The sequence below is a fragment of the Hyphomicrobiales bacterium genome (genome assembly GCA_030688605.1).
Classification (GTDB): Bacteria; Pseudomonadota; Alphaproteobacteria; order Rhizobiales; family NORP267; genus JAUYJB01.
The window spans coordinates 1-13,518 of sequence record JAUYJB010000041.1 but is presented as its reverse complement, the minus strand read 5'-3'; the positions used below and the strand labels follow the sequence as shown (position 1 = coordinate 13,518).

Genomic DNA, 13,518 nt, shown 5'->3' with positions numbered 1-13,518 from the left:
ATCGTGGACGAAAATGTCGGGCCGCGTCGGATCGCAGGTCTGTCGGAGATTGCCGGCGACTATCAGGGGCTGCTGTGCGATGTCTGGGGGGTGTTGCATAACGGTGTTGAAGCGCATGCGCCGGCCGTCGAGGCGCTGTGCCGCTTCCGCGACGGCGGCGGTCGGGTTGTCTTGATCACCAATGCGCCGCGCCCGGCGCGGCAGGTCCGCGCGCAGCTGCGCCGTCTGGGCGCGGTGGACGCCGCCTATGACGCCGTCGTCTCTTCCGGCGACGCGACTCGCAATCTCCTTGCCACGCGCGCGGGCGCGGCCATGTTTCATCTCGGACCGGAGCGTGACAGGCCGCTCTTCGAGGGGCTCGACTTAACCTTGGAGAGCCCGGATCGGGCTGAATTCGTCCTCCTCACCGGCCTGTTCGACGACGAGGTCGAGACGCCGGAGGACTACCAGGACCTGCTCGCCGAGTTGCGCGCGCGCGACCTTGAGGTGATTTGCGCCAACCCGGACATCGTCGTCGAGCGCGGCGGCCGCCGCGTCTATTGCGCCGGCGCCCTGGCACAAAGCTACGAGGCGCTGGGCGGCACGGTCATCTATGCCGGCAAGCCGTACCCGCCGATCTACGAGACGGCGCTCTCTCTGCTCGCCGAAATGTCGGCCGAGCCGGTGCCGAAAAGAAAGATCCTCGCCATCGGCGACGGCATCAGCACCGACCTTAAGGGCGCCGCGGGCGCCGGCCTTGACATGCTGTTCATCACGGGCGGCATTCACGCCGATCAGGGGACCGGTCCTGCGGGCCTTCAGGCGCTATTTGCCGACTCCGGGGTCAGACCGCGCGCCGTGCTCGAGGCGCTGGTCTGGTAGCCGCCAGGCTGTAACGGGGCAATTGGGGGCAGGTTACGCGCCAAAGACCATGTCGATCTTGCTCTTCAAGGTGGCGGCGTTGAACGGCTTGACGATGTAATTGTTAACGCCGGCCTGTTTGGCGGCAACGACGTTTTCGGCCTTAGATTCGGCGGTTACCATGATGAAGGGCGTGCACGTCAACCGGTCGTCCTGACGCACTTCCTTGAGCAGCTCATAGCCGCTCATCGGCTCCATGTTCCAATCGGAGATGATCAGCCCGTATGGCCGCCGCCTTAGCTTTTGCAGCGCCTCGGTTCCGTCCATGGCCTCGTCGACATCGGAAAACCCAATCTGTGACAAGAGGTTACGGATGATCCTTACCATCGTTCGGTAATCGTCGACCACGAGAACAGGCATCGTATGATCAACAGCCATCTCACCATTTCCCTTGGTGCCATGTGAGAACGCGATCGCCGCCGCCGCGTCCTATTGAAGCACCTACACCCGACATGGCCCGCATCTTCCCGGTGCCAAGCATGTCACCGGTGCGCGCAACGGTATCGGAACCGCCTAAAAATGCGGTTAATGGCGCGCGTCGCCCTGCACTCTGCGCTTGGCAATCGGGCCGACCGAGAAACGTTTGCAGTGCAAAAGTTGCGCCGTTAGGATGCCGCCGCCGGGCATGGGACGCGCCGTACCGGCCCTCCATCAGACGCCGGCAAGAACCATCGGTGGGGGCATCAAAGGGGCACTGGGGGAATGAAATGTCGCAAACGCGACCGATCAAGCTGGGTCTATGTTTCGAGGACGTCCATCTCGGCATGGAGGGGACTTTCTCCAAAACGGTTACCGCCAAGGACATAGACATGTTCGCCGCCGTCTCCGGCGATACCAATCCGTTCCATCTCGACGAGGCCTTCGCCGCCTCGACCGCCTTCGGGGGACGGATCGCCCACGGGCTGCTGGTCGCCAGCTATTTTTCCACCATTCTCGGCACCAAGCTGCCGGGGCCGGGCTCCGTCTATGTCTCCCAGACCCTCAAATTTCGTGCCCCGGTATATATCGGCGATACCGCCGTTGCTCGGGTGCGGGTCAAATCCAAGAATGACGAGAAGTTCCGCGTCACCCTTGAATGCGAATGCACGGTCAAGGGCGAACCCGTGCTTGACGGCGAAGCCGTCGTGCGGATTCCTTCACGCGCCGAGCGCGCCGCCAAGGGCGCTTGATTCTCCGTCCACACCCGAAGATCCGGCGAAGGCAGGTTTCGATGCGTGTCGTTCACGAGCTTTCCGACCTGCCCTCCGCGCTCACCGGCGCGAGCCTGGCACTTGGCAATTTCGACGGCGTGCACCGCGGCCATCAGGCGGTGCTGGCGGCGGCCATGAAGGTCGCGGCCAAGGGGGACACGGCTGCCGGCGCCATGGTCTTCGAGCCGCATCCGCGCGAATTCTTTCGTCCCGACGTGCCGCTGTTCCGGCTGACGACGATGGAGACCAAGCTCGAACTGTTCGAGGCGCTGGGGCTCGATTTCACCGTGGTCATGCGGTTCGACGCCGAGCTTGCCAGGACGCGCGCCGGCGATTTTATAGAGGCGTTTCTCGTGCGCCGGCTCGCCATCACGCACGCCGTCGCCGGTTTCGACTTCCAGTTCGGCAAGGACCGCGAGGGCACGCCCGAATTTTTGAGCCGTGCCGGCAAGGAGCACGGCTTCGGCGTCACCATCGTCGAGCGGGTCTCGGGCGCCGAGGGGCTGTTCTCCTCCAGCGCCATCCGCCGGCACCTGGAGGCCGGCGAGGTCGAACAGGCGGCCCAATCGCTCGGTTATCGCTGGTTCGTGTGCGGCGAGGTCATCGGCGGCGACAAGCGCGGCCGCGACCTCGGCTTTCCCACCGCCAACATCTCCTTGCGCGTCGGCACCCGGCTGCGCTTGGGCATCTATGCGGTGCGGGTGCGCCGCGGCGCCGGTGAGGATGCGCGCGTCCACGACGCGGTGGCAAGCTACGGCGTACGGCCGACCTTCGGCGGCGGCCAGCCGCTCCTGGAAGTATTCATTTTCGACTTTTCCGAAGATCTTTACGGCGAGACCATCGAGGTGGAGTTCGTCGGCTTCATCCGTCCGGAAGCGCGATTCGACAGCATCGACGCCCTGGTCGCGCGGATGAACGAGGACCTTGAGGCGGCGCGCGGCCTTCTTGCCGCGGCGCCGGCGCATGATTCACGTCTCGACGCCGCGCTCGGCTTTGCCAAAGGCTGAGCGGGGATTCGCCACTGGATTGTTGCCGGCCACATTGCTAAAAAGCGCCGGCCCAAGGGCCGGACACGGGGTTACAAGGCGTCGGCCCGGTTCCTATAGCCCCACGGACCATTCATGACGGCCGATACGACTGAAGCCATACCGGATTATCGCGCCACGCTGCACCTGCCGCAGACGGAGTTTCCGATGCGCGCCGGCCTGCCGGCGAAGGAGCCGGAGATTCTGGCCCGCTGGGCCGGGCTTGGCATGTATGCCCGCCTGCGCGCCGCGGCGAAGGGCCGCGAAAAATATGTCCTGCACGACGGCCCGCCCTACGCCAACGGCCACATCCACATCGGCACCGCGCTCAATAAGATCCTCAAGGACGTGGTCACCCGCTCGATGCAGATGCTGGGCTGCGATTCCAACTATGTGCCCGGCTGGGACTGTCACGGCCTGCCGATCGAGTGGAAGATCGAGGAGGAGTACCGCGCCAAAGGCAAGGACAAAGACGCCGTGTCGCTAATCGAGTTCCGCAAGGAGTGCCGCGACTTCGCTCTGCATTGGATCGACGTGCAGCGCACGGAGTTCAAGCGCCTCGGCGTCGAGGGCGACTGGGACGACCCATACACCACCATGTCCTATGCGGCGGAAGCCCAGATCGCCCGCGAGCTGATGAAGTTCGCGACAAGCGGCCAACTCTATCGCGGCTCCAAGCAGGTCATGAGGTCGGAGGTGGAAAAGACCGCGCTCGCCGAGGCCGAGGTCGAATATCACGACCACACCTCGACAACGATCTACGTGAAGTTTCCGGTGAAAGAAGCTGAAATAAGTGAAGTTCGGAGAAAATATCTGAGCGCTGTAGAGAGCGAAAGGCGCCTGCAACAACTAAGAAACGCCTTTGTCGTCATCTGGACGACAACGCCTTGGACAATTCCAGGAAACCGCGCGATATCTTTCTCTTCGCGAATTCAATATGGCCTCTACGAGGTAACCGCTTCAGGAAGTGATCACGGCCCGCAACCTGGCGAGCGATTGATAATTGCAAGCACCCTTGCAGAAGAGTGTGCGGTAAAGGCGAAAATCACGCTCGATTTGGGTGGTGTGAAGCATCTGGAACCGGACGAGGTTGCATCTATCATTTGCGCCCATCCGCTCAAGGACCTCGGCTACACCTTCGGCGTGCCGCTGCTTGAAGGCGAGCACGTCACCGAGGAGACCGGCAGCGGTTTCGTCCACACCGCGCCGGGCCATGGCGCGGAGGATTTCGACGCCTGGATCGGCAACAAGACGGCGCTCGAAGCCCGCGGCATCGACACCGCGATCCCCTATACGGTCGACGAGAACGGCGCCTTCACCAAGGACGCGCCGGGCTTCACCGGCAAGCACGTCATCACCGACAAGGGCGAGGAGGGCGAGGCCAACGAGGCAGTCATCGCGGCGCTGATCAAGGCTCATATGCTGATCGCGCGCGGCAAGCTGACCCATCAATACCCCCATTCATGGCGCTCCAAGAAGCCGGTCATCTTCCGCAACACGCCGCAATGGTTCATCGCTATGGACGGGGACATCGAGGGGGAAGGCGATACGCTGCGGGCGCGCGCGTTGAAGGCGATCGCCGAAACCCGCTTCGTGCCCGAATCCGGCCGCAACCGCATCCAGGGCATGATCGAGAACCGGCCCGACTGGGTCGTGTCGCGCCAGCGCGCCTGGGGCGTTCCGATCACCGTTTTCGTCGACAGGGAAAGCGGCGAGATATTGAACGACGCGAAGATCAATGCCCGCATCGCCGAGGCGTTCGAACAGGAAGGGGCGGATGCCTGGTTCGCCGACGGCGCGAAGAAGCGCTTCCTTGGCAATGACCATGATCCCGACGGGTGGGAGCAGGTCACCGACATTCTCGACGTGTGGTTCGATTCAGGCTCGACCCACGCCTTCGTCCTGGAGACCCGGGACGACCTGAAATGGCCCGCCTCGCTTTATCTCGAAGGCTCCGACCAGCATCGCGGCTGGTTCCATTCCTCGCTCTTGGAAGCCTGCGGCACCCGCGGCCACGCGCCCTACGAGGCGGTGCTGACCCATGGCTTCGTCATGGACGAGGAGGGCCGCAAAATGTCGAAATCGCTTGGCAACCAGGTTCAGCCGCAAGAAATCGTCGAGCAATATGGCGCTGATATCCTGCGCCTGTGGGTGATGAGCTCCGACTATGCGGAGGATCTGCGCATCGGCCCGGAGATCGTCAAGTCCAACGCCGACGCGTATCGCCGGCTGCGCAACACGATCCGCTTCATGCTCGGAAATCTGAACAGCTTCGGCGAGGAAGAGCGGCTGCCCGCCGCCGACATGCCGGAGCTCGAGCGCTGGGTCCTGCACCGGCTCTGGGAACTCGACCGCAGGGTGCGCCGGGGCTATCGCGACTTCGCCTTCCAGCGCATCTTCTCCGCCTTGTTCAATTTCTGCACCGTCGATCTGTCGGCGGTCTATTTCGACATCCGCAAGGACGCGCTTTATTGCGACCAGGCGACCAGCACCCGCCGGCGCGCCTGCCGCACGGTGCTCGACAATCTGTTCGGCTGCATCGTCACCTGGCTGGCGCCGATGCTCTGCTTCACCGCCGAGGAGGCGTGGCTGACCCGCTACCCCGGAAACGAGGAGAGCGTGCATTTGAAGCTTTTCCCCGAGGTGCCGGCAGACTGGCGCAATGATGCGCTTGCCGAAAAATTCGCCAAGGTGCGCACGGTGCGCCGCGTCGTCACCGGCGCACTGGAGCTGGAGCGGGCCGAAAAGCGCATCGGCGCGAGCCTCGAGGCAGCGCCGATTCTGTACCTTTCCGATCCCGACCTGCTGGCCGCCCTCGACGGCCTCGACATGGCCGAGATCTGCATCACCTCCGGCTTCGAGATCAGCCCCTTTGATGCGGCGCCCGCCGACGCCTTCCGGCTGGCAGAGGCGACCGAAAAGGCGGCCGTCAAGGTCGTCGAGGCGAGCGGAGCAAAATGCGCCCGCTGCTGGAGGATCCTGCCCGACGTCGGCAGCCACGAGGAGGCGCCGGGAACCTGCGAGCGCTGCGCCGAAGCTGTCGCCGCGGCTTAGAGATAGCATGGCCCCCATGCGCCTTCGCGGACCCTGGAGCCGGTTCGGCCTTGCCGTCGCACTTGCGGTCTTCGTCGTCGACCGTGCCCACAAAGGCTGGATGCTCGGCGTCTACGACATTGCCGAGAAGGGCAGCGTCAAGCTCGCGCCGTTCTTCGACTTGGTGCTGGTCTGGAACCGCGGCATCAGCTACGGGCTGTTCCAGCAGGACAGCGAGTTCGGCCGCTGGCTGCTGATCCTTTTCGTGGTCGCCGTGCTCGGCCTGCTCACCGTCTGGCTCGCCGCGGCGCGAGCTCGCCTTGCCGCGCTTGCCCTTGGGCTTGTCATTGGCGGGGCTGCCAGCAACCTCGTCGACCGGCTGATCTACGGGGCGGTTGCCGACTTTTTCCATTTCCACGTCTACGGCTATAGCTGGTATGTCTTTAATATTGCTGATGCCGCGATCGTTGCAGGGGTCGCCGGGCTCTTGTATGACTCGTTCTTCGGCAGACACAAAAGTGCCTCAAACGGGGACTAGTCCGGCGAGCAAACAGGCCATCGACAGGCGTTTCGAACACCGGCGGCCGCATCGGAGTAGGACGAGACCATGGGTGGAGCGACACGCAATGTGAAGGCTGTGGGCATCCTGCAGGTGACGGCTCTGTCTCTCCTCCTTGGCGCCGGCGGCTGCTCCAATCTCGACGATTTTAGCGGCCAGGACATCACCAAGGCGGCGAGCACCGGGCTCGGCTCCCTGATCGGCGCCAAACCGTCGGAACAACGCAACGAGGAGATCGAGCTGCGCGCGCGCTCTCCCTTGGTGATTCCGCCGGACTACAAGCTCCGTCCCCCGGTCAACCCCGTCGAAGAAGAGCAGCAGCTCAGCGCCGACTGGCCCGAGGATCCCGACCTCAAGGCCAAGGAGACGGCGGCGCTTGAGGCCGCGAGGGCCGCAGCCGAATATCAGAGGATCAAGAAGCTCCCGGATGGCCGGTCCACGCCGCTGACGCCGGAAGAGATGGCCGCGGGCGTGCGGCCGGCGAGCGAAGAGCCGCAGGGACCGACCGGCAAGCTCGCCCGCGTCGAGCCCTCCAGGGCGCTCTCCCCGGAGGAGCTCTTGCAGCGCCATCGCGCGCGGCAGCAGGCCGAAGCGCAAGCCCAGCAGACGGGGTCCCTGCCGCAGCCGGGGGCCAGCTCGCAGCCGGTCGTCGTCGCCAGCAGCCAGGTCACCACCGATGAGGCCGAAGACGGCGTCCAGCGCCAGACCCAGGAAGTGGTCGAGAACAATCCTCCACCGCCGCCCAAGAAAAAGAGTTTTTTGGATCGTCTGGTCTTCTGGAAGTGATCCCGGGATTGAGCGATCCGAATTCCTTCGATTCGTCACACCGACCACACCCGGCAATCCGGGGCTTTGACCTTTGCTGCAAGGGGTCCTTGATTGCCGATCGCGGCAGCTTGGATGCCGGTCAGGTCGTGACACGGAAGGAATCATGACAAATTGTTAATTTGACTAACTCAACCGGTACGACCACGGGTAATGTGCCATGCGCGCAATCCGCACCGTTCTCTTGTCCGCCCTCTTTCTCGCGCCGGCGCTGACATCGGCCACGGCGGAGCGTTTCGCCCCCAACGCCCAGGAGTTCAGCCTTGCCAACGGCATGCAGGTGGTCGTCATCCCCGACCATCGGGCGCCGGTTGTCACCCACATGATCTGGTACAAGGTCGGCTCCGCCGACGAGCCGCCGGGCAAGACGGGCGTTGCCCACTTTCTCGAGCACCTGATGTTCAAGGGTACGCCCACCCACCCCAATGGCGATTTCTCGCGCATCGTGGCAGAGAAGGGCGGCCAGGAGAACGCCTTCACCTCGACCGACTATACCGGCTATTTCCAAAAGGTGGCGCGCGACCATCTCGGCCAGGTCATGGAGCTGGAGGCCGACCGCATGGCCAATCTCGTTCTCGGCGAGAAGGAAACCGCGGCCGAGCGCGACGTGGTCCTGGAGGAACGGCGCAGCCGCGTCGACAACGATCCCGGCAGCCAGCTTGCCGAGGAAATTGCGGCGAGCCTCTACCGATCCCACCCCTATGGCCGGCCGGTCATCGGCTGGGAGCATGAGATCAAGGCGCTTAACCGGGCCGACGCGATCGAGTTCTACAACACCTATTACACGCCCAATAACGCTATTCTGGTCGTCGCCGGCGACGTGACACCCGAGGAGGTCCGCGCTCTCGCCGAGAAAACCTACGGCAAGCTTGCCCGGCGCGCCGAGCCTGGAGCCCGCGTGCGCCCGGCCGAGCCGCCGCAACGCGCCGAGCGCCGCCTCACCCTGGCGAGTCCGCGGGTCGAACAGGAGACGCTGCGCCGCGCCTATGACGTGCCGAGCACCAGCACGGCCGCGCCCGGCGAGGCGGAGGCCCTCGACCTGTTCGCGGAGCTCCTCGGCGGCGGCCCGACCAGCCGGCTCTATCAGAGCCTGATCGTGCGGCAGAAGATCGCCACCAGCGCCGGCGCCTGGTATTCCTCGAGCGCGCTCGACGATGGCCAGTTCGGCATCCACGCCGTGCCGCGCGACGACACCAAGCTCGCCGATCTCGAAACGGCGATCGACGCGGTGATCGCCGAGCTCATCGAGGAAGGAATTTCCGACAAGGATCTGGAGCGGGCCAAGACCGGCCTCCTCGCCAGCGCGGTCTATGCCCAAGACAGCCAATCCCGCTTGGCCCGCACCTTCGGCGCCGCGTTGGCGAGCGGCGAGACCATCGCCGAGGTGCAGGACTGGCCGGATCGCATTGCCAAGGTCGGCGCCGCAGAGGTGATCGCCGTGGCGCGAAAATATCTCGTCAAGGAGCGCGCAGTGACCGGCTTCCTCGTCCGCGAGCAGGGCAAACCGCAAGAGCAGACGGGCAACCGGTCGTGACCGGCAACAGACAGGTGGGCTTGATGACCGCTTTCCGGTTCGTCGGTTTTTTTGTGCTTCTTGTGATCGCCGCGGAAAGGCCGGCCTCCGCGACCGAAATTGCGCGCGTCGTCAGCCCCGGCGGCATCGAGGCCTGGCTGGTCGAAGAACACTCGCTGCCGCTGGTGTCGCTGCATTTGGCCTTTTCCGGCGGCGCGGCGCAGGACCCGGCCGGCCGCGAGGGGCTTGCCAACATGGTCACGGCGCTTCTCGACGAGGGCGCGGGCGAACTCGATTCGCAAACCTTTCAGACGCGCCTCGAGGAGCTGGCGATCCGGCTTTCCTTCGATGTCAGCCGCGACGCCTTCTATGGCGAGATGAAGACCTTGAGCCGCCATCGTGATGAAGCTTTCGATCTCTTGCGCCTTGCCCTTACCGCGCCGCGGTTCGATGCCGAGCCGGTCGAACGCATGCGGGCGCAGCTCCTCAGCCGGCTGCGCTTCGAACAGGAGGACCCCGAAGACGTCGCCGGAAAGGCGTGGTTCGAAATCGCCTTCGGACAGCATCCCTATGCCCGCCCGGTCAATGGCCGCCCGGAGAGCGTTGCCGCCATTACCATCGACGATCTGAAGCGCTATGTCGGCCGCGTATTCGCCCGCGGGAAATTGAAGATTGCCGTCGTCGGCGACATCGACGCGAAAACCCTCGGTGCCAAGCTCGACGAGATTTTCGGCGCCTTGCCGGCGACGCCCGAGCTTGAGCCGGTGGCGCAAACCACCATCGTGGACGGTCCGGTGCGCCGCATCATCGACATGAACATCCCGCAGACCGTGATTCAATTCGGCCACGCCGGCATCGCCCGCAAGGATGCGGATTTCATGCCCGCCTATGTGGTCAACTACATTCTCGGCGGCGGCGGCTTTTCCTCGCGCCTTTATGAGGAGGTGCGCGAGAAGCGCGGGCTTGCCTATTCCGTCTATACCTATCTCTATCCCCTCGACCATGCAGCACTTCTGCTCGGCGGCGTAGCGACCCAGAACGAGCGCGCCGCCGAATCCCTTGCCACCATCGAAGAAGAGTTGAAGCGGCTCGCCGAAGAAGGGCCGAGCGTGGACGAGCTTAACGCCGCCAAGAGCTATCTGAAGGGCTCCTATGCGCTGCGCTTCGACACCAGCGGCAAGATCGCCGAGCAGCTCGTCGCCATCCAACTCGACGACCTCGGCATCGACTATATCAACAAGCGCAACGATCTCATCGACGCGGTGACCATCGACGACGTGAAGCGCGTCGCCCGCCGCCTGATCGCGCCGCAGCGGCTGATCGTCACTGTGGTCGGCCGGCCGAAGGGGCTTGAGGAAATCCGCCCGGGCGGGTAAGGCGACGCGTCCAACCGATTCCGCACCGGGGGCAGGGGTGCAGCAAGCCATCGAGCGCTGTTTCGAGGAGAAGATCGGCCCGGCCGGGCTGAGCCGGTCGGAGTTCGAGACGGCGCTCGCGCACACCGCGCCGGTCCTCGAAGAGCTGCGCGCCGCCCACCGGACGCAAAGCCTGCCGCTTCTGACTCTGCCGTCGCGAAGCGACGATCTTGGTGCGCTCGAGGCGCTGGCCGGTCGCCTTTGCGATGCGGCGGACGACATCGTCTTCTGCGGCACCGGCGGCTCCAGCCTCGGCGGCCAGGCGCTGGCCCAGGCTGCCGGCTGGAATGCGCCGGTCACCGGCGCGGCGAGCGATGCGGCTCCGCGCATCCATTTTGCCGACAATCTCGATGCCGAAGGCTTCGAGCGTCTCCTCTCGCGGCTCGACCTCGCGGGTGCGCATTTCGTCGTCATCTCCAAGTCCGGCGACACCGCCGAAACGCTCGCCCAGGCGATCAGGGCGTTGCAGGCCTGCGATGCGGCGGGCCTTGCGGCAAGCGTGCCTTCCGCCTTCACATGTCTGACCGAACTTGTGCCTGGAAAAGACAATGGACTGCGCGGGTTGTCCGAACATTTTAAAATTCCGATTCTGGAACATCTGGCCGATCTCGGCGGCCGCTATTCCGCCCTTTCCAACGTCGGCCTGCTGCCGGCGCTCATCGCCGGTCTCGACGCCCGCAAGGTGCGCGCGGGTGCCGCCGGGATCGTCGAGGCGCTGATCGCCGGCGAGGCGCCGGCCCGCTTCGCGCCGGCGGTCGGCGCCGCGGTCAATGTGGCGCTTGCCGAGCGGCGCGGCGTGACCATCTCGGTGTTGATGGCCTATAGCGACCGACTCGAGCGCTTCAGCCACTGGTACGTGCAGCTGTGGGCGGAAAGCCTCGGCAAGGAGGGACGCGGGACGACGCCGCTGGCGGCACTTGGCCCGGCAGACCAGCACAGCCAACTGCAGCTTTTTCTCGACGGGCCGCGGGACAAGCTTTTCACCCTCGTCATGACCGCCGCCGCCGGCAAGGGCGCGGCGCTCGACCCGGGGCTGGCGCAGGCTGCCGGCGCCGACTATCTGGCTGGCCACAGCATTGGCGATGTCGTCGAGGCGATGCAAGAGGCCACCGCCGACAGCCTTGCGGAGGCCGGCCGCCCGGTGCGAACATTGCGGATCGATTCGGTCGACGCCGTCTCGCTCGGCGCGCTGATGATGCACTTCATGCTGGAGACGATCATTGCCGCCCGGCTCATCGGCGTCGACCCGTTCAGCCAGCCGGCGGTCGAGGCCGGCAAGGTCCTGGCGCGCCGCCGTCTGGCCGGTCTCTAGCCTCGGCCTGCGAGGAGGAAGCCGGTGCCGATACGTCAACTTCCCGAGGCGGTCGTCAACCGCATCGCCGCCGGCGAGGTCGTCGAGCGCCCGGCGAGCGTCGTCAAGGAGCTGGTCGAGAACGCGCTCGACGCCGGCGCGCGGCAGATCTCGGTCACCGTTGGCGGCGGCGGCCGCGAGCTGATCCAGGTCGCCGACGACGGCGCCGGCATGAGTGCTGCGGACCTGGCGCTGGCGATCCTGCGCCATGCCACCTCCAAGCTTCCCGGCGACGACCTGATGCGGATCTCGACCCTCGGCTTCCGCGGCGAGGCGCTACCATCGATCGGCGCGGTCGGCGATCTGACCATCACCAGCACGACCGCGGGCGCGCCGCACGCCTGGGAGATCCGGGTGCGCGGCCCCAAGGCGAGCCCCGTCAAGCCGGCGGCGCTCGCCACGGGCACGCGGGTTGCGGTCCGCAACCTGTTCGAGCGCACGCCGGCGAGGCTCAAATTCCTCAAGAGCGAGCGCGCCGAGACCGCCGCCGTCAACGACGCCGTCAAGCGCCTTGCCATGGCGCACCCGCAAACCGGCTTCGCGCTGACGGCGGGAGAGCGGACCTCTCTCTCCTACCGGCCCGAGGCGGCGGGGGAGGCAGGATTGCTAGCCCGGCTCGGCGCAGTCATGGGCCGCGACTTCGCCGACAATGCGGTTAAGGTGCGGGCCGAGCGCGACGGCCTCAGGCTTGCCGGGTTTGCCGGCCTGCCGACGCTCAACCGCGCCAACGCCCAGATGCAATACCTGTTCGTCAACGGCCGGCCGGTGCGCGACCGGCTCCTTATCGGCGCGGTGCGCGCCGCCTATGCCGACCTGCTGCACCGCGACCGCCATCCGGAATTGGCGCTCTTCGTCGATCTCGATCCCCAAGAGGTCGATGTCAATGTCCATCCGGCCAAGGCGGAGGTCCGCTTCCGCGATCCGGGACTGATCCGCGCCCTCATTGTCTCGGCGCTGAAGAACGCGCTCGCCGACGCCGGCTTCCGCGCCTCTTCGACCAGCGGCGCGGCGACCATCTCAGCCTTTCGCGCTTCCGGCGACTCTTCCGGCGGCGGTACGCGCCCGTATGCCGCGCCCGGCTACGGTTTTGCCGAGCGCAGCCACGCCTATGCCCCCTTGCCGACGCTCGACCTCGACGGCGCGGCGGCGCTTGCCGCCGACGCGCGCGCCGGCGGCGAGGTCCCCGACGCGGACGCCATCGACCGCCCCCTGGGGGCGGCCCGCGCACAGCTTCACGAGACCTATATCCTGGCTCAGACCCGCGACGGCCTCGTTGTCGTCGACCAGCACGCCGCGCACGAACGGCTCGTCTATGAGCGGCTAAAGGGGCAGCTTGCCCGTTCGGGCGTCGCCCGCCAGCGGCTGCTGATCCCCGAGATCGTCGAGCTCGACCCCGACGCCGCCGCCTGCCTCGCCGAGCGCGCCGATGATCTGGCCGAGATCGGCCTGATGCTGGAGCCGTTCGGCCCCGGCGCGGTCTGCGTGCGCGAGGTGCCGGCGCTTCTCGGCGAGATCGATATCCGGGCGCTGGTCAAGGATCTCGCCGACGACATCGCCGACCTCGACCTTGCCGTGCGGCTTAAGGAGCGGCTCGACGCGGTCGCTTCCACCATGGCCTGTCACGGCAGCGTCAGGGCCGGCCGCCGCCTGACGGCGCAAGAGATGAACGCGCTGTTGCGCGAGATGGAGGCGACGCCCCATTCCGGC

At 65.8% G+C, this 13,518-nt stretch carries 11 protein-coding genes; 10 read left to right on the top strand and 1 reads right to left on the bottom strand.

Translation table 11 applies throughout. The features are described 5' to 3' along the window. Positions 1 to 3: 3 nt before the first annotated feature. Positions 4 to 861, top strand: a complete 858-nt coding sequence (locus tag Q8P46_05080) for a TIGR01459 family HAD-type hydrolase (protein ID MDP2619534.1) — start codon at positions 4 to 6, stop codon at positions 859 to 861. A 33-nt stretch (positions 862 to 894) separates the two neighbouring features. Here Q8P46_05080 and Q8P46_05075 read toward each other — a convergent pair whose 3' ends face one another. Further along, positions 895 to 1,278, bottom strand: a complete 384-nt coding sequence (locus Q8P46_05075; protein MDP2619533.1) for a response regulator — start codon at positions 1,276 to 1,278, stop codon at positions 895 to 897. A gap of 329 nt (positions 1,279 to 1,607) precedes the next feature. Here Q8P46_05075 and Q8P46_05070 point away from each other — a divergent pair, with 329 nt between their 5' ends. From Q8P46_05070 to mutL, 9 genes are all read left to right on the top strand, one after another. Further along, positions 1,608 to 2,069, top strand: coding sequence for a MaoC family dehydratase (locus Q8P46_05070; GenBank protein ID MDP2619532.1), 462 nt, complete (start codon positions 1,608 to 1,610; stop codon positions 2,067 to 2,069). Positions 2,070 to 2,110: 41 nt separating this feature from the next. Then, positions 2,111 to 3,097, top strand: coding sequence for a bifunctional riboflavin kinase/FAD synthetase (locus Q8P46_05065; protein MDP2619531.1), 987 nt, complete (start codon positions 2,111 to 2,113; stop codon positions 3,095 to 3,097). A gap of 114 nt (positions 3,098 to 3,211) precedes the next feature. Further along, complete coding sequence (gene ileS / locus Q8P46_05060; GenBank protein ID MDP2619530.1) at positions 3,212 to 6,169, top strand: isoleucine--tRNA ligase; 2,958 nt, start codon at positions 3,212 to 3,214, stop codon at positions 6,167 to 6,169. 16 nt (positions 6,170 to 6,185) lie between these two features. Continuing rightward, a complete protein-coding gene (gene lspA / locus Q8P46_05055; GenBank protein MDP2619529.1) occupies positions 6,186 to 6,686 on the top strand; it encodes a signal peptidase II in 501 nt (166 codons plus the stop codon). 69 nt (positions 6,687 to 6,755) lie between these two features. Beyond that, positions 6,756 to 7,493, top strand: a complete 738-nt coding sequence (locus Q8P46_05050) for a hypothetical protein (GenBank protein ID MDP2619528.1) — start codon at positions 6,756 to 6,758, stop codon at positions 7,491 to 7,493. 199 nt (positions 7,494 to 7,692) lie between these two features. Beyond that, complete coding sequence (locus Q8P46_05045) at positions 7,693 to 9,066, top strand: pitrilysin family protein (GenBank protein ID MDP2619527.1); 1,374 nt, start codon at positions 7,693 to 7,695, stop codon at positions 9,064 to 9,066. Positions 9,067 to 9,089: 23 nt separating this feature from the next. Then, positions 9,090 to 10,421, top strand: a complete 1,332-nt coding sequence (locus Q8P46_05040; protein MDP2619526.1) for a pitrilysin family protein — start codon at positions 9,090 to 9,092, stop codon at positions 10,419 to 10,421. A 37-nt stretch (positions 10,422 to 10,458) separates the two neighbouring features. Further along, positions 10,459 to 11,772: a glucose-6-phosphate isomerase gene (locus tag Q8P46_05035; protein MDP2619525.1), complete on the top strand. Its 1,314-nt coding sequence runs from the start codon at positions 10,459 to 10,461 to the stop codon at positions 11,770 to 11,772. Positions 11,773 to 11,796: 24 nt separating this feature from the next. Continuing rightward, positions 11,797 to 13,518 (top strand): DNA mismatch repair endonuclease MutL (gene mutL / locus Q8P46_05030; GenBank protein ID MDP2619524.1); only part of this gene is annotated, 1,722 nt, incomplete at its 3' end.